The organism is Acidithiobacillus ferridurans (assembly GCF_003966655.1).
GTDB classification, from domain to species: domain Bacteria; phylum Pseudomonadota; class Gammaproteobacteria; order Acidithiobacillales; family Acidithiobacillaceae; genus Acidithiobacillus; species Acidithiobacillus ferridurans.
This window is the reverse complement of sequence record NZ_AP018795.1, coordinates 516,489-531,878: the sequence shown is the minus strand read 5'-3', so window position 1 is coordinate 531,878 and position 15,390 is coordinate 516,489. Positions and strand designations below refer to the sequence as shown.

17 protein-coding genes and 1 pseudogene are annotated in these 15,390 nt (G+C 57.7%); 9 read left to right on the top strand and 9 right to left on the bottom strand.

All coding sequences use genetic code 11. The features are described 5' to 3' along the window. Position 1: 1 nt before the first annotated feature. From lipB to AFERRID_RS02625, 8 genes and pseudogenes are all read right to left on the bottom strand, one after another. Entirely contained in the window at positions 2-640 is a 639-nt protein-coding gene (lipB, locus tag AFERRID_RS02660; protein ID WP_113526468.1) for a lipoyl(octanoyl) transferase LipB, read from the bottom strand. Next, a complete protein-coding gene (locus AFERRID_RS02655) occupies positions 637-903 on the bottom strand; it encodes a YbeD family protein (protein WP_113526469.1) in 267 nt (88 codons plus the stop codon). Before AFERRID_RS02655 ends, lipB begins: the two co-directional genes overlap by 4 nt. Before the next feature lie 293 nt (positions 904-1,196). Further along, positions 1,197-2,363 carry a D-alanyl-D-alanine carboxypeptidase family protein gene (locus tag AFERRID_RS02650; RefSeq protein ID WP_113526470.1) on the bottom strand — a complete coding sequence of 389 codons (1,167 nt, stop codon included), beginning with the start codon at positions 2,361-2,363 and terminating at the stop codon, positions 1,197-1,199. Between the two features lie 142 nt (positions 2,364-2,505). Further along, complete coding sequence (gene rodA / locus AFERRID_RS02645; protein ID WP_113526471.1) at positions 2,506-3,600, bottom strand: rod shape-determining protein RodA; 1,095 nt, start codon at positions 3,598-3,600, stop codon at positions 2,506-2,508. After that, positions 3,597-5,405 carry a penicillin-binding protein 2 gene (gene mrdA / locus AFERRID_RS02640; RefSeq protein ID WP_126604318.1) on the bottom strand — a complete coding sequence of 603 codons (1,809 nt, stop codon included), beginning with the start codon at positions 5,403-5,405 and terminating at the stop codon, positions 3,597-3,599. Before mrdA ends, rodA begins: the two co-directional genes overlap by 4 nt. Further along, on the bottom strand, positions 5,402-5,878 hold the full coding sequence (mreD, locus tag AFERRID_RS02635) for a rod shape-determining protein MreD (protein ID WP_113526473.1): 477 nt from the start codon (positions 5,876-5,878) through the stop codon (positions 5,402-5,404). Before mreD ends, mrdA begins: the two co-directional genes overlap by 4 nt. Next, complete coding sequence (gene mreC, locus AFERRID_RS02630; RefSeq protein ID WP_126604317.1) at positions 5,875-6,714, bottom strand: rod shape-determining protein MreC; 840 nt, start codon at positions 6,712-6,714, stop codon at positions 5,875-5,877. Before mreC ends, mreD begins: the two co-directional genes overlap by 4 nt. 23 nt (positions 6,715-6,737) lie before the next feature. Next, positions 6,738-7,780 (bottom strand): annotated as a pseudogene (locus tag AFERRID_RS02625) (rod shape-determining protein). A gap of 258 nt (positions 7,781-8,038) precedes the next feature. Here AFERRID_RS02625 and moaC point away from each other — a divergent pair. After that, entirely contained in the window at positions 8,039-8,548 is a 510-nt protein-coding gene (gene moaC, locus AFERRID_RS02620) for a cyclic pyranopterin monophosphate synthase MoaC (RefSeq protein WP_126604316.1), read from the top strand. A 3-nt stretch (positions 8,549-8,551) separates the two neighbouring features. Here moaC and AFERRID_RS02615 read toward each other — a convergent pair whose 3' ends face one another. Further along, positions 8,552-8,857: a hypothetical protein gene (locus AFERRID_RS02615; protein WP_113526477.1), complete on the bottom strand. Its 306-nt coding sequence runs from the start codon at positions 8,855-8,857 to the stop codon at positions 8,552-8,554. 258 nt (positions 8,858-9,115) lie between these two features. Between AFERRID_RS02615 and moaA the strand changes: the two genes are divergently transcribed. The 8 genes from moaA to AFERRID_RS02575 all read left to right on the top strand — a co-directional run bounded on the left by moaA (position 9,116) and on the right by AFERRID_RS02575 (position 15,390). Further along, a complete protein-coding gene (moaA, locus tag AFERRID_RS02610; RefSeq protein WP_126604315.1) occupies positions 9,116-10,150 on the top strand; it encodes a GTP 3',8-cyclase MoaA in 1,035 nt (344 codons plus the stop codon). 60 nt (positions 10,151-10,210) lie between these two features. Then, the gene (locus AFERRID_RS02605) at positions 10,211-10,540 is read left to right on the top strand and encodes a rhodanese-like domain-containing protein (RefSeq protein ID WP_113526479.1); all 330 of its coding nucleotides are present in this window, start codon (positions 10,211-10,213) and stop codon (positions 10,538-10,540) included. 123 nt (positions 10,541-10,663) lie between these two features. Further along, entirely contained in the window at positions 10,664-10,894 is a 231-nt protein-coding gene (locus AFERRID_RS02600) for a sulfurtransferase TusA family protein (protein WP_113526480.1), read from the top strand. Positions 10,895-10,937: 43 nt separating this feature from the next. Continuing rightward, entirely contained in the window at positions 10,938-11,408 is a 471-nt protein-coding gene (dsrE2, locus tag AFERRID_RS02595; RefSeq protein ID WP_009562304.1) for a sulfur carrier protein DsrE2, read from the top strand. Positions 11,409-11,473: 65 nt separating this feature from the next. Continuing rightward, positions 11,474-12,160, top strand: coding sequence for a 4Fe-4S dicluster domain-containing protein (locus tag AFERRID_RS02590; protein WP_197722472.1), 687 nt, complete (start codon positions 11,474-11,476; stop codon positions 12,158-12,160). A 10-nt stretch (positions 12,161-12,170) separates the two neighbouring features. Next, positions 12,171-13,514, top strand: a complete 1,344-nt coding sequence (locus tag AFERRID_RS02585) for a heterodisulfide reductase-related iron-sulfur binding cluster (protein ID WP_113526481.1) — start codon at positions 12,171-12,173, stop codon at positions 13,512-13,514. Between the two features lie 12 nt (positions 13,515-13,526). Next, a complete protein-coding gene (locus AFERRID_RS02580; RefSeq protein WP_113526482.1) occupies positions 13,527-14,582 on the top strand; it encodes a CoB--CoM heterodisulfide reductase iron-sulfur subunit A family protein in 1,056 nt (351 codons plus the stop codon). Then, complete coding sequence (locus tag AFERRID_RS02575) at positions 14,572-15,390, top strand: hypothetical protein (RefSeq protein WP_113526483.1); 819 nt, start codon at positions 14,572-14,574, stop codon at positions 15,388-15,390. The genes AFERRID_RS02580 and AFERRID_RS02575 overlap by 11 nt, the downstream gene beginning before the upstream one ends.

Here is a 15,390-nt window from a genome sequence, read left to right as displayed (position 1 = left end):
TTCATGCCCCTCCTTTTTTTAAGGGGCGGTCCAGGCTGACGGACAGCTCTGCCATCAGGGCTTCGGCAACATCGTGACTTGGCCAGTCCGGACAGAGATCGTGCACTTGGGTGACCGCGAGATTCGCCATGCCACAGGGATGAATACGCTGGAACGGACTCAGATCCATCTCCGTGTTGAGGCTGAGGCCGTGGTAACTGCGACCGCGCTGAATACGCAGGCCCAGGGAAGCAATTTTGGCATTACCCACGTATACGCCCGGGGCATCGCGCCGCGCATGGGCTTCGATGCCGCGCCGCTGGAGCAGACGAATGACGGACTGTTCCATGGCGGTGGTCAAAGTACGGACGTTGATACCCATGCGCGGCAGGTCGATAAGCAGATAGACCACCCATTGTCCCGGTCCATGATAGGTGACTTTGCCACCCCGATCACTGCGAATCACCGGAATGGGACCAGGGTCCAGGACATCAGCCGCGTCGGCGTTGCGACCGAGGGTGACGACAGGAGGATGCTGGAGAATCCACATTTGGTCGGGAGTGTCGGCGTCCCTCTGGCGGGTGAATTCGCGCATGGCGTCCAGTACCGTGAAGTAAGGCAGCAGCCCCGGCCAGAAACGAACGAGTATGGGCGCATTCATAAGCAGAGAATCACGCCGTCAATCGCTCTGACGGACGTATAAATATCGAGCAGGTGTTCACGGCTTCTGGCTTCGATGGACACCGTGACGGCCTGATAGTTTCCCTGGCTGCTGGGCCGGCAGGAGAACGCCGTGTCCGGCAAATCCGGTGCATGAGGCGCAATCGCTGCACGCACCGCGGCGAGCAGATCGTCGTGCTGACCGATGGCTTTGACATGATGCAGGTGCGGAAAGTCTTTTGCCGGATTGGTGTCGGTTTCCATAGCGTCTCGTAACCCCCTCGTGTCATCGTCGGACAGGACTCAATCCATGCCGGCTTGCCGTGAGCATGACAGGCTCCCCCAAACTTGGGCCGTTGTTTCTGGGACCGCACTGCCGAAGCGCGGGCCGGAAGACCAGCCGGGACTGCCTACAAATGCCATTAAAATGGTGACAGGCCTTTGCGGGGCCTGTTGGCCATGGTAAGTCTTCCTCCGCCGGAGGTGAAGCCCCGACCGGAGCTGCGTACAGCCTGCAGGAAGCCATCAGCATGGTGGCCGCAGCTTCGGCGGCCCGCTTACAGCACGCTTCTGATCTTATGGAACATTTGCGTTATCCAGCCCGCCTTCTCTATCGCAGTCTGCGTCACTACAGGTACAGATTTCAGCGGTTTGCCATTCAGCAGGAAGACCAGTCGCCCGACGACCGTACCTTTCTTCATCGGTACCTGAAGATGGGGTGCAATCTCGACCACGCGCTGTAGACTGGAAAACCGTCCTTTCGGAACTGTAATGTCTACGTTCTGTTCGACCCCCACGGGGATAGGCATCGGCGATAAATCGCTGCGGCTGATTTCGCTGACCTTTTCTCCGGCGGTATACACCGGATGGTTGACGAAAAAGCGGTATCCGTAATCCAGCAGGGCTTCAACGGCGTTGGTGCTGCCAGCCCAACTCGGCCCGCCAAGAACGACGGCGATGAGGCGGCGGCCATTTCGTATGGCGGTGGCATCGATACAATAACCCGAAGCATCGGTCAGGCCGGTTTTCAGTCCATCCACCGTTGGGTCACGGAAAAGCACGGGGTTCCAGCTCCGCTGGGTAATGCCGTTGTAGGTATACGACTTTTCCTTGGTGATCTGGATCACTTGCGGGAACTGCCGGATGAGAGCGCGCGACAGCTTGGCGACATCCAGTGCGGTAGTATAGAGATTGCTGTCCGGCAGACCGTCGACATTGCTGTAATGGGTGTTGTGCAGATGGAGGCGCAGAGCCGAATCGTTCATCAGCGTGACGAAACCAGACTGGCTGCCGCCCACCGCCTCGGCAAGTGCGACCGCCGCATCGTTCCCGGAATCGATCAGTAGCCCATGCAGTAATTGGTCGACATTCGCCGGGACATTGGGCTGGACGAACATGCTGGAACCCCCCGTTTTCCAGGCGGTCTTGGAGATGTGGATGTTTTCCTGTGCGGTCAGGGTGCCGCCCTGAATGGCCTGATAGGTCAGATAGGCTGTCATGAGTTTGGTGAGACTGGCCGGCGCGCGGTGCAGGTTTTCACTTTTGGCGGCGATGATCTGACCGGTATCGTAGTCCATCAGCGTATAGCTGACGATGGCAGGCAGTGCCGGGGCTGGCGGTGTGGGCAACATGGGTGTGGGGGTGGCAGCGGATGCCCAGGGGGTGAAACAGAAGCCGGCCAACAGGAAGAGTATCCGGGTGATCAGGGAAGTACGGGCAATCATGAAGAGACCTCAGTGGTAAACGCTGGTTGGAGTTCAGGGGGATTGGGCAAGTCCGGGATTATAGCGACGCCTGCGGAGAAAATCATGCTTGGGAACGGCGGGCAATACTTGGTACCCCATGCCATTGGACGGAGAAATCCTATCATTCGTGGATGCGTGGATGGGCGTGGACCGACATCAATATGCCCAGTCCGACCATGAAAGTCAGCATGGCGGTCCCACCATAGCTTACCAGCGGCAGCGGCACTCCGACTACCGGAAGAATGCCGGTGGTCATACCCATATTTATGAAAATATAAAGAAAAAACGTCAGACTCAGGGTGCCGGCAATGAGACGGCCGAAGGCGTCACGGCTTTCGTAGGCAATGACCAGCCCGCGCAGGACGATGAGCAGGTAAGTAGAGATGAGGAGCAGGACGCCGACCAGACCAAACTCCTCGGCAAACCCCGCAAAAACGAAGTCGGTCTGGGCTTCCGGCAGGAAATCGAGGTTGACCTGGGTACCGTTGAACCAGCCCTTCCCCCAGAATCCTCCCGAACCCACGGCGATCATGCTCTGGATGATGTGATAACCGGCGCCCAGGGGGTCGCGCTGAGGATCGAGAAAGGTCAGTATGCGTTCTTTTTGGTATCCATGCAGAAAATGCCAGAGTACCGGCCCACTGATGGCGGCTAGAATGATCAGCGCGATAAACCATCGCCGGCGCACACCCGCCAGCCACATCATGAAGACCCCGGCAGCGCCAATTTGCGCCGCCGTACCCAGATCTGGTTCCTTGGCGATGAGCAGAAAGGGGATAGCAATCAGCACAAATCCGGTGACGGCAGAAAGCCAGTGGCGAACATTTTCCCGTTGCGAATAGTAATAGGCGAGGAACAGAGGCAGGGCAAGCTTCATGAGCTCCGAGGGCTGAAAGGTCAGCGGGCCGACGCCCAGCCAGCGGCGTGCGCCGAGATTGGCTTTGCCGGCCACGAGTGTGATGACCAGTAAGAAGATGCCCGTAGCGTACAAGACGGGTGCCCAGGCGCGAATACGCTCCGGCGGTGTATTGGCAACGAGAACGAGGACGATGATGCCGATCGCGAATCGCAAAAGCTGGGCAAGCACTACGCGGATACTTTCCTGGCTGCCACTGTAGATCACCGCGAGGCTGATGAGCATGAGCATTACCACCCCCGTCATGATTGCCGGATCCAGTTTCTGCAGGGGCTTCGGCAAGCGTAGGTGCCAGCTCATGAATTGACCTCCGGTGTCGTCAATGTATTGAGGTAGGCGTCGATAACCGCTCTCGCGACAGGCCCGGCAGTGCTGCCTCCATGGCCGCCATGTTCGACCACTACCGCCACGGCGATGCGCGGATGGTCAGCCGGCGCATAGGCGATGAAGAGTGCGTGATCCTGCCAAAGTCGAATCGTATCGTGCAACACCCGACCGGAATCATTACGCTGCGCATGGTGCACCTGGGCAGTGCCGGTTTTGCCGGCAATGGCATGGAGGTCGTTGGCCAGTGATTTGCCGGTCCCCGAAGTCACCGCGTCACGCATCGCACCCTGAATGACGGCAATGTCCTCTGGTGAAAAATCCAGGGGTTGCGTGGCACTGCCGGATGATTGTTTCATATGCGGAATAACCAGTCTGCCACCATTGGCGATGCTCGCTGTGGCACGTGCCAACTGGAGTGGGGTGCTCAGCAGATAACCCTGTCCTATTCCCATTATCACGGTCTGTCCCTGATACCAGGTCTGGCCGTAGCGCCGACGTAGCCAGAGCGGAGAGGGGATCACACCCGCGGATTCCCCAGGTAAATCCACTCCACTGCGCTGACCAAAGCCAAAATGCGCGAGACCGTTGCCGAGCTGGATTGCGCCAAGACGCATGGCAATCTGGTAAAAATACACATCATTGGAATCGCGAATGGCTTCGCGCAGATTTTGCGCACCATGACCACCGGGTTTCCAGTCGTAATATTTGTGTTTGGTGCCGGGAATCTGGTAGTAAGCGCCGCCAGCGAGCCGCTGATCAGCGGCGACGGCCTTGTCATGCAGGGCGCTGAGTGCCACAAAAGGTTTGATGGTGGAGCCCGGAGGATAACTGCCCCGCAGAAAGCGGTTGGCCATGGGCATGCCGGGATCGTCCCGCAGGCTGCTCCATACGGCGGTGCTCAGGCCATCTACGAAAGCATTTGGATCGAACGCGGGGGCCGAATAAGCGGCGAGTACGTCACCATTCCGCGGATCCAGCGCCACTACGGCGCCCTGCTGGCCCATCATGGCCTTGGCGGCGGCCTGCTGCACCGCAAGATCCAGAGTCGTTCGGATGGTTACGCCCCGCCGGGGCGGGTTGCGCAAGCGTGTGCGTAATGTATGTCCGCGTGCGTCGACCTCTACCTCCTGGTCGCCCGGCTGCCCTTTCAGCAGGGTTTCATACTGCGCCTCAAGGCCGCTTTTGCCGATGCTGTCCAGCCCCGCGTAGTCCGCCATCTGCTCCTCGCGGATTTCTGCTGGGGTCAGGCGGCCCATATAGCCCACTGCATGGGCGAAAAGTGAACCATATGGATAGTGGCGTTTGATCCGGGTTTGTATGTCCACCCCCGGAAATTGATGGCGCTGCACGGCAAATGCGGCCAACTCCCCGGGACTCAGATTGCCACGCAGAAGAATGGGCTGATAGGGACGCGCATGTAATAGATCGCGGTTGAAGCGTTGCTGGTCCTCTGCGCTGACGGGCAATATCCGCCGCAGGCGCTGGATGGTTTCCTCCGGGTGCATGGTTTTGTTCGGCGTGATCGTTAGGGCGAAGCCGGTCTGATCATCGGCGAGTATCTGCCCATGCCGGTCAAGAATCAGCCCCCGCTGGGGGGCGATGGGCAGCAGCACAATGGTGTTATGGGTGGATTGGGTGGCATAGAGATCGTGATCCCAGACCTGCAGCCGGAATATCTGTATGGCCAGCAGCGCCGTAAGCACCGTGATCAATCCCGCCGCGCCCAGCAGTCGGCGGGTGAATTGCCGATGTTCCCGGGCGGGCTGTACTGCGTTCATGTGTGGTTCAGGCGCAATGCGTGACGCAGATAATCGAGTGTCAACGCAAAAAGCGGCCACAGCAGGGCGCCGATCAGCGGCCCTAAAAGCAGCGAAAAATGCCATGTGACGGTGCCTGCCCAGGCCTGCCACAACCAGACCAGCAACCGGTGGGCCAGCAGTAACACGAATATGAAGAAGAGCTGCTCCCAGGACGCCAGACTGCGAACCCTGGCAATACCGGTGTAGAGCAGATAAATCATGACGACCCCGGCGATCGCCTGGGCTCCCAGCACATCGCCAAGTACCATATCCTGAAGCAGCCCGATCAGCCAGACTACGGTAAAGCTCAGTTCAGAAGCACTGCTGATGGCCCAGTAGAGCAGTAGCAGGGCAACAAAATCCGGGTGGAGCAGTGCGTAAAACGGGCCGCAGGGAACGGCTTCCGCCGTGAGCGCGAAGAAAAAACCGAGAACGATTACGACGGCGATCATGGCGCTGCTGCGGGCTGCGAGGCTGGGCTATCCCAGAGCATGAGCACAGTGCCCAATCGCCCCAGGTGAACGGCCGGTCGTACCGCGATCCGTGCAAAGGGTTGGTCACCATTGTGGATGACTGCGGAAATCGTACCGACATTCAGCCCCGCCGGGTAACGCCCACCCAGACCCGAGGTGACGAGCTTGTCGCCGACCTTCAGGGGGGTGTTGCGCGGTTGAAAGGGTACCGTAAGACTGTCCAGGTTCCCCGTGCCATCCACCAACAATGGGGTGTCCGAGCCTGCGGGCTTTACGGGGATGCTGCTGTCCAGGTCGGATAGCAGCGCCACCTGGCTGCTCTCGGGGGAGACGCGGACCACCTGACCCGCCACTCCGCCGGCAGCGAGGACCGGTTGTCCGACAAAGACCCCCGCACGCGAACCGAGGTTGGCGACCAACAACTGGCTGCCTGGTGCAAAGTTTTGGGCGATAACCTGCGCTACGGCCACCTTCCCGGGCGGGTGGGGGATGCTGTCGAGCAATGCGAGAAGTTGACGGTTTTCGTCACGCAGAATACCTGCTTCCAATAACTTGGGCTGCGCACGGACGAGTTCGGCGCGTAGCCGGACGTTTTCGGATTTTAGCGCGGCACGGCTTTGCAGGTAATGGTCGGTCTGCCGCCAGAGACGTGCCCCCTGCACGCTGATCCACTGCACAGGATAAGCTATGGTCAAAGAAACGTTTCCTATGTTGGGGTGTTTTTCGCTGGATACCGAGACGAATACCGTCAACAAAACCAGCACCGCTACGCGAAGGAGCGGCGGGTAGCGGCGGGGGAAAAACAATGCAGGCATAGTAGTTCGTGGCAGCCGAAGGCTTAATCGTCCGCAAATACCTCACCCAGCAACTCCAGTTCTTCAAGCGCCCGGCCGCTGCCCCGCGCCACGCAGGTCAATGGATCCTCCGCAACGATGACCGGTAGCGCGGTTTCCTCCATGATCAGTCGATCCAGATCGCGAAGGAGGGCGCCGCCACCCGTCAATACCATGCCCCGTTCAGCGATATCGCCTGCGAGTTCGGGGGGGTTTGCTCCAGGGCCAGTCTGATGGCACCGACAATGGCGCCTAATGGTTCCTGAAGGGCTTCGAGGATTTCATTGCTGGTAATCGTGAATGTTCGGGGAACGCCTTCGGCGAGATTGCGGCCGCGCACTTCCATACTGAGCACTTCCTGACCGGGATAAGCGCAGCCAACCTTCTTCTTGATCTCTTCGGCAGTCGTCTCGCCAATCAGCATACCGTAATTGCGCCGGATATAGTTGACGATCGCCTCGTCCATTTTGTCGCCGCCTACCCGCACACTCTGGGAGTAGACCACCCCGCCCAGTGCGATGACGCCGACTTCGGTTGTGCCGCCGCCAATGTCCACCACCATGGAGCCGGTGGGCTCCGCAACCGGCATTCCGGCGCCGATGGCGGCAGCCATCGGCTCCTCGATCAGATGCACTTCGCGCGCACCCGCACTCATCGCCGATTCACGGATGGCGCGTCGTTCCACTTGTGTTGCACCATAGGGCACACAGACGATAATCCGCGGGCTGGGACTGAGGAAACGTTGATGATGCACCCGTTTGATGAAGTGCTTGAGCATGGCCTCGGTAATCTGGAAATCGGCAATCACACCGTCTTTCAGCGGCCGGACAGCCGTAATATTGGACGGTGTGCGGCCCAGCATACGTTTGGCTTCCTCTCCGACGTGCATCTGTCGGCTGATAGCCCCATTCCGTCCGGTGTGGATGGCTACCACGGAGGGCTCGGAGAGCACAATACCCTTACCGCGCACGTAAATCAGGGTGTTGGCGGTACCCAGGTCTACGGCCAGGTCGGTGGAGAAAAGGCCAAGAATTCGTTTAAATATCATCAAGTTAGAAGCCTTGCTGGAAATGGATGGAGGCGCTTCGAGGGAGCAGAAAAATTACTGCATCCGCAACAAGCCATGTGCATCGGGCAGTCTATCATGAGGAACGGCCGAGACCAACGCCATGATGCCAAACGTCCGGCTTGCGCGGGGATAGCAAAAGAACGGAGAATCGTTTACGGCCATTCTGGAATGCTCATGGACGGTGGTCCTGCGTGGTGCGTGTTTTTTCGGTCCCTTACGAAAAGGAGTCCCCGATTCATGTCAAATCCAGATACCGTCAATCATTTCAATGAACAAGGAGATGCGCACATGGTCGATGTCGGTACCAAGGCGGTGACGACCAGGGTTGCGTTGGCGGCAGGCGAAATTCTGATGGCGGATTCCACCCTGGAACGCATTGTCTCTGGGCGAATGGGAAAGGGCGACGTCCTGGGAGTCGCGCGCATCGCGGCCATACAAGCCACCAAAAGGACCTGGGAGTTGATTCCTCTGGCACACCCCTTGCTCCTCACCGGTGTCGAGGTCGAATTAACCCCTGCTTACGATCCTGCGCGGATTGTCTGCCGCGCAGAAGTGCGCTGTGTCGGCCAGACGGGCATCGAAATGGAGGCGCTCACGGCTGTTTCCGTGGGATTGCTCACTATTTACGATATGTGCAAGGCTATTGATCGCGGGATGCTGCTGCAAAATATCGGCCTCTTGCGGAAAGAGGGCGGCAAGACGGGCGTTTGGGAGAGAATCCCCGCGTCCTGCCCGCCAGTCCGCTGATAGCTACTTGCCGCGGTGTGGCGAGGAGCTGTAGCGCATCATCACATCCCGGTCCTTCCAACTCGCTTCCTTCAGGATGTCTTCGGGGATCATGTACCGGTCCTGTGGTGCCACGTCCTGAAACTTCACCACGCGCAGTACATCGCTGAAAGGGAGTTTGCGCAGCAGGCCGTCCTTGTCGGTGGCGCGTACGATCATGGCGTCCTTGAGAAGGGCGTAGACATAAAAGTTGCCAGGCCGCAGCTTGCCGTCCTTATCCCTCCAGGTGACGGTAATGCGCGAATGTTCTTTGAAATCATTGCGAATCATGTATGGATCTCCTTGGCTTGTGCGCCCCTAAACTAATCACCGCGCCGGATACAAAGCAAATAAACACTACTTATTGTAAAATTAAAAACGTTGACTTGCGTTGTCACAAATCCGGGCTAACCTCCCGGTTGTTCTGTAACCGGCGACCCAGGGGTTGGTGCAGCACATCTCTGTCATGGGTGCCGGCAGAGTTGAACACAGTCTTAAAAGAGGTCTAGTATAGCCCCCTTAGGGTAAGGTTCCCAGGGAGCAGACGGCATGCCGCAGGGATTAGTTTTAGTTGCAGAACCGGCGCAGGAGGCTGCGTTGACGGACCAGTTCGGTCGGCGCGTATCCTATCTGCGCATCTCGGTGACGGAGCACTGCAATTTCCGGTGTAGCTACTGTTCTCCCGAGGAGGGGACACCCTTCTTCGTGCGGAAAGACCATCTACAGGCGGAAGAATATGACCGCCTGATCCGCATTTTCAGCGGACTCGGCGTCCGCCATATACGTTTTACGGGTGGCGAGCCACTTCTTCATCCACAGATTCTGTCTTTCGTCGGCTTCGCACGGCGTCACGGTGTAGGCAAGATCAGCATCAGCACTAATGGAGTGCTGCTGGGGCGGCGCGCCGACGCTCTGAAACAGATGGGCGTCAACAACCTGAATGTCAGTCTCGACAGTCTGGACCCCGAGGTTTTCGCACGGGTGACCCGTGGTGGTGACGTGCGCCGTGTACTGGAAGGCATCGATGCGGCGATACGGGCAAAGATTCCGCGGATAAAACTCAACGTCGTTCTGCTGCGCCAGGATAATGGGGATAGCCTGCCAGCGCTGCTGGAGTATGCGATACAGCGTGGTGTCGATATCCGCTTCATCGAGGCCATGCCGCTCGGTGAAGCGGGGGCGGATGCCCGGGAGACGCAATTCTTGAGCGCTGCCGAGGCGCAGCAGGTTATCGAGCGGCACTTCGGTCCGTTGCAACCCGTGGTCCGACCGGCAGATAATGGTCCGGCGCGCCTCTATCAGCTCCCCGCGGTGCGCTCCCAGGTGGGCTTCATTACGCCCATCAGCAGCGATTTCTGCGCAACCTGCAACCGTGTACGCCTCACTGCAACGGGGCGTCTGGTGTATTGTCTGGGGCAGGACGGGGGGCTGGAACTTTTACCCCTCCTACGTGGAGCAGCCAGTGATGGACAGATCGCGGAGGCTATTATCCAAGGGATCTGGCGCGACAAGCCGGAGCACCATCACTTTGTAAATGACCCCAACCGTTCCGCCAGAGTGTTCATGATGCGGCTTGGGGGTTAGCCTGCCGGGCGTTTCGTGTAAAATCCCCGGTCAATTTTCTTTCATGCAAGCGAGTGGCACATGTACGGATTTCAGGAAATCACTGCGGATCAGCTCAATGCCTTACGAGAACGGGGGGAGGCGTTTACGCTGATTGACGTGCGCTCGCCCGGCGAAGTGGCGCGGGGCGTCATCGATGGTGCCAGGCACCTGCCGCTGCACCTGCTTCCCATGTCCGTGCAGCAGATGGATAAATCGCAACCGCTCGTTTTTTACTGCCTGAGCGGCGGGCGTTCGGCGCAGGCGGCGGCTTTCGCGGCGTCCCAAGGCTTCGGCCAAGTGCTTAATTTGCGTGGCGGAATCTCCGCCTGGGTCAACCGGGGATTCCCCTTGGTCCAGTTGTCCAGTTGATAAGGATACTCTAAAATAGGGGTGCTTAATCATCAAATCAAAATATTTGCCTTGCTGTTCATACTTTTCCTGATAGAGTCTTGCAGGTAGTTTTTCAGACATCATAACCGAGGAGGTTAACCCATGGTACAAGAAGACAAAGTACTCGACGCGCGCGGACTGAATTGCCCGCTGCCGATTCTCCGCACCAAGAAGGCGCTTGGGGAATTGACCGCTGGCCAGGTCCTGAAGGTCGTCGCCACCGACCCTGGCGCGGTGAAGGATTTTGAAGCGTTCGCCAAGCAGACCAAGAATCCCCTGTTGGAACAGGCGGAAGCTGCTGGGGAGTTCATCTTCTTCATCCAGAAGGCTTAATTTATCACAGCCGGGCTGCGAGCCCGACCGGGAGTAATAAATAATGGACGAGAAAAAATTGGCGATTATCGCTACGAAAGGCACGCTGGATTGGGGTTATCCGCCCTTCATCCTGGCATCTACCGCAGCGGCGCTCGGCTATGGGGTTGAAATATTTTTCACCTTCTACGGCCTGCAGTTGTTGAAGAAGGATTTGAGCCATCTGCGCGTGAGTCCGCTCGGGAATCCCGCAATGCCCATGCCGATACCAATGCCGACACTGATGATGGTGCTCCCCGGCATGGAAGGGATGGCTACCTCCATGATGAAGAGCAAAATGAAGGCAAAGGGTGTAGCCAGTCTGGAAGAACTTCGTGAGCTCTGTGTTGAAGCAGAAGTACGGATGATCGCCTGCCAGATGACCGTTGATCTTTTCGAGTTTGACACCGCGGATTTCATTGACGGCATTGAACTCGGTGGTGCTGCCTCGTTCTTTGAGTTCGCCGGAGAGTCTGATATCACGCTCTTCATGTGAACTGTCGGGCTGCACTGCGGGTGTCAACAGGTACGACGTATTTATTGCTAGCGAGGAGCGAGTAAATGGCGACTTACGCTGAAATGAGGGAGATGTTCGACGAAATCCGTGCGGATTTTCGTTATGACCACGAACTCAATGGATGTTTGAATTGTGGCATCTGCACGGCCACCTGCCCGTCTGCGCAGTTCTATGACTATAGCCCGCGCGAGATTGTACAGTTGTTGTGGACCGAAAATGTCGAGCAGATCTACGACGCGATGCAGGAGAAAATCTGGGCCTGTGCGCAGTGTATGACCTGTGCCGCACGCTGTCCTTTCAAGAATTCTCCCGGTGGGCTGGTCATGATCATGCGCGAAGTGTCCATCCGCCATGGCATGCAGTCGGCCAAAGATGTGTTGCGACCTTTCGGGCGCGTCATGCTCAAGCTGATCACCACGGGCAATCAGTTGTCCCCCGACATGATCCAGCCCGATCACTTCCCCGACTGGGGTCCCAATATTCAGAAGGTGGAAGGCGACTTGCGCATACTGCGTAAAGCCATTCCGGTGCGCACCTTGCAAACCGTGGAAACGGCGTGGGAAGTGTCGCTAAAAACCTCCGTCGAGATGTACACCATCTGGGAAATGACGGGCGTGCTGAAGTCATTGGAAACCATGGATGAAAACCTTTTCGACGTCATTGAGGACTTCATTGACGAGAAACGTGAAGACTATGAAGACTGGCTCGAGAGCCAGAACGACAAGGACTGAGGAGACCATCATGAGCGACAACAGCACACAGCAAGGCGTGGCGGGTCACGGCGCCTTCTTTCAGGACACGAATCTTTCGGCGAACGAAGCCGAAGCGGCAACGGCCTGGGTGCGCAGCCATGTCGACCGGCGTACGATGGATCTGGGCGAGCGGATGGATGACGTCCGTGATCACATGTGGCAGTTGGAGAAGGAAGGCGAAATCATCGTCCACCGCCTTACCGACCAGCACAAGCCCGTTGAAGTGGATACTCTGTATGGCTGGAAAAAGCGGATTCCTACGAATCAATTCTGGCATCACAAGAGTTGCGGGCAGTGCGGCAACATACCCGGCTATCCCACCAGTATCCTCTGGTTTATGAACAAGTTCGGCATGGACTATCTGGACGAGACCGACCAGACTTCCTGCACCGCCTGGAACTACCATGGCTCCGGCATCGGCAACGTGGAGTCCCTGGCCGCCGTCTTCCTGCGCAACTTCCATCAGGCCTACGTCTCCGGCAAGCAGCATGGCTTCGAGAATGGCCACTTCTACCCTCTGGTGCACTGCGGCACCTCCTTCGGCAACTACAAGGAGATCCGCAAATACCTCATCGAGTCCGCCGAACTGCGGGAGAAGGTCAAGAAGATCCTCGGCAAGCTGGGACGCCTGGTGGACGGCAAGATCGTCATCCCCGAGGAGGTGGTCCACTACAGCGAATGGCTGCACGTCATGCGCCACCGTATCGCCAGCGAGTTGCAGACCATCGACATGAGCAACATCCGGGTCACCAACCATGCCGCCTGCCACTATTACAAGATGGTGGCGGAAGACGCCGTGTACGACAACACGGTGCTCGGCGGTAATCGTACCGCCGTCGGCACCTCCGTCGCCCAGGCCCTGGGCGCCCAGGTCATCGACTACTCCACCTGGTACGACTGCTGCGGCTTCGGTTTTCGGCACATCATTTCCGAACGCGAGTTCACCCGCAGTTTTACGATGAATCGCAAGATCAAGGTCGCCCGGGAAGAAGCCAACGCCGATGTCATGGTCGGCATCGATACTGGTTGTATCACCACCATGGACAAGAACCAGTGGATCGGCAAGGCCCACGACATGAACTACAGCATTCCCATTGTCGCCGACGTGCAGCTCGCGGCCCTGGCCTGCGGCGCCGATCCCTTCAAGATCGTGCAGTTGCAGTGGCATGCTTCGCCCTGTGAAGACCTGGTGGAGAAGATGGGCATCAGTTGGGACAAGGCCAAGGCCGACTTCCAGGATTATCTCAAGCAGGTGGAACAGGGTAACGTGGAATACCTCTACAACCCCGAACTGGCCACCAATCAAAACATCAATATGAAAGCGGGCGCTTAAGGAGAAAGTTCAGTGAGTGCACAAGATACAGTGTTAGTCGTAGGTGCAGGTCCAGCAGGCTTGTCGGCAGCCGCCACCATAGCCTCCATGGGGAAGAAGGCCGTCATCGTCGAGAAGGAAGATATTCTCGGTGGGGCGCCCATCATCTCCGGTTACGCCAAGCTGGTACCTTCTGGCGAATGGGCCAAAGATGCCATTGGCCGCATGGTCAGCCGTGTGGAAGGCGACGGCAACATCAGCATCCACAAGTCAGCCAAGGTCACCCAGGTAGCGGGTGAGGCCGGTAACTTTACGGCCACCCTGAGCAACGGCGACAAGGTGGAAGCGGGTGCCATCATACTGGGTACCGGATTCACCCATTTCGACTCCATCAACAAGCCGGAATGGGGCTTCGGTACCTACGAGGACGTCCTGACCACCACGCAGATGGAGCAGATGGTGGCGGCGGGGCAGATTCGTTGTCCTTCGGACGGCAGGGTTCCAGAGCGCGTGGCCATCCTGCTTTGCGTCGGTTCACGTGACCGTCAGATTGGTCGTGAATGGTGCTCCAAGATCTGCTGCACCGTTTCCACCAACCTTGCCATGGAGATCAAGGAAATTTCTCCGAGTACCGATGTGTTCATTTATTACATGGACATCCGTACCTTTGGCCTTTACGAAGACAAATTCTACTGGAAGAGTCAGGAAGAGTTTAAAACCAAGTTCGTCAAGGCGCGTATCGCCGAGGTCACCAAGTCGCCTGACGGTCGTTTGCTGGTCAAGGGTGAGGATACCCTGGTCAAGCGTCCTATTGTGATTCCCATGGATATCGTCGTTCACGCCATCGGTATGGACCCCAATGCATTGAACCCGGAAATTGCCAGGACTTTTGGTATTGGTCTGGAAAAACACGGATTTATCGATCGCGCGGAACAATACACCAACAGCCAGGGTACGACCCGTAAGGGGATTTACGTGTGTGGTGCGGCGACCGGCCCGGATGATATCGATTCTTCCATAGCGCAAGGGCAGTCTGCTGGTGCGCGTGCGGTGGCCGATCTCTACGGACAGCAGAAAATTGCCAGCTGATATCTACCACAGCGGGAACGGCGAACATATCGTTCCCGCCGCGCTGCCGATTGATCTCGATAAGGCGCTGCTCAACAGATCCTTTTATGAGCTTGAAGAGGCGTTCGAGGGACAGCAGGGTCTTGCAAACCTGGTCGGTAGCCTGACAGAGAAGACGGCGAGTTTTCGTCGCCTCCTGCTGGAGGACAAACGACCATTGACGGAAGCACAGATGGCGCATCTCGTGGAGCAGATGTTTACTGCGAGACGCAAGATCTGGCCCGTCATAGAGGAGCAGGGTGTTGCGCGGGTAGGTGAAATGATGCGCGATTTGCTGGAGGGCCATGGTGATCTGACGCAGCGTATGACGCGTTTTGAAGAGGCTTTGCCTGCTACAGGAAAGGCAAAACGCGTTATCAGGGACATGGGGGCTGAGGTTCTGCACTTCAGTGATCCCGAACGCTATCCGCTGATGACGCGCTGGGTCTGGGATCAGGGTACCACCTCAGGCGCGGTGCGGGAATTCATCCGCGGGGGTGACTACCTGACGGCTTTCCCTTTCGGAGAAAGTCCCGAAATGTTCGAGGGTCTGCGCCAGTGGATGCGGGAAGCGCTGCTGGAACTGGGGGTGTATCGTGATGTGCCATATATGGTCGATATCATCCTGGCCTACCAGTATTCACAATATGTGCGCGCTATGGCAGAAGGCTTTTTGCGTTCGGATTTTGGTGGCCAAACAGACTTTACGGAACAAATCCGTAAATTGCTGGGCGTAGAAGTACACCGGCGGATGGGTGGATCTCGCATCAAGAGAGACGCCATTCATTGA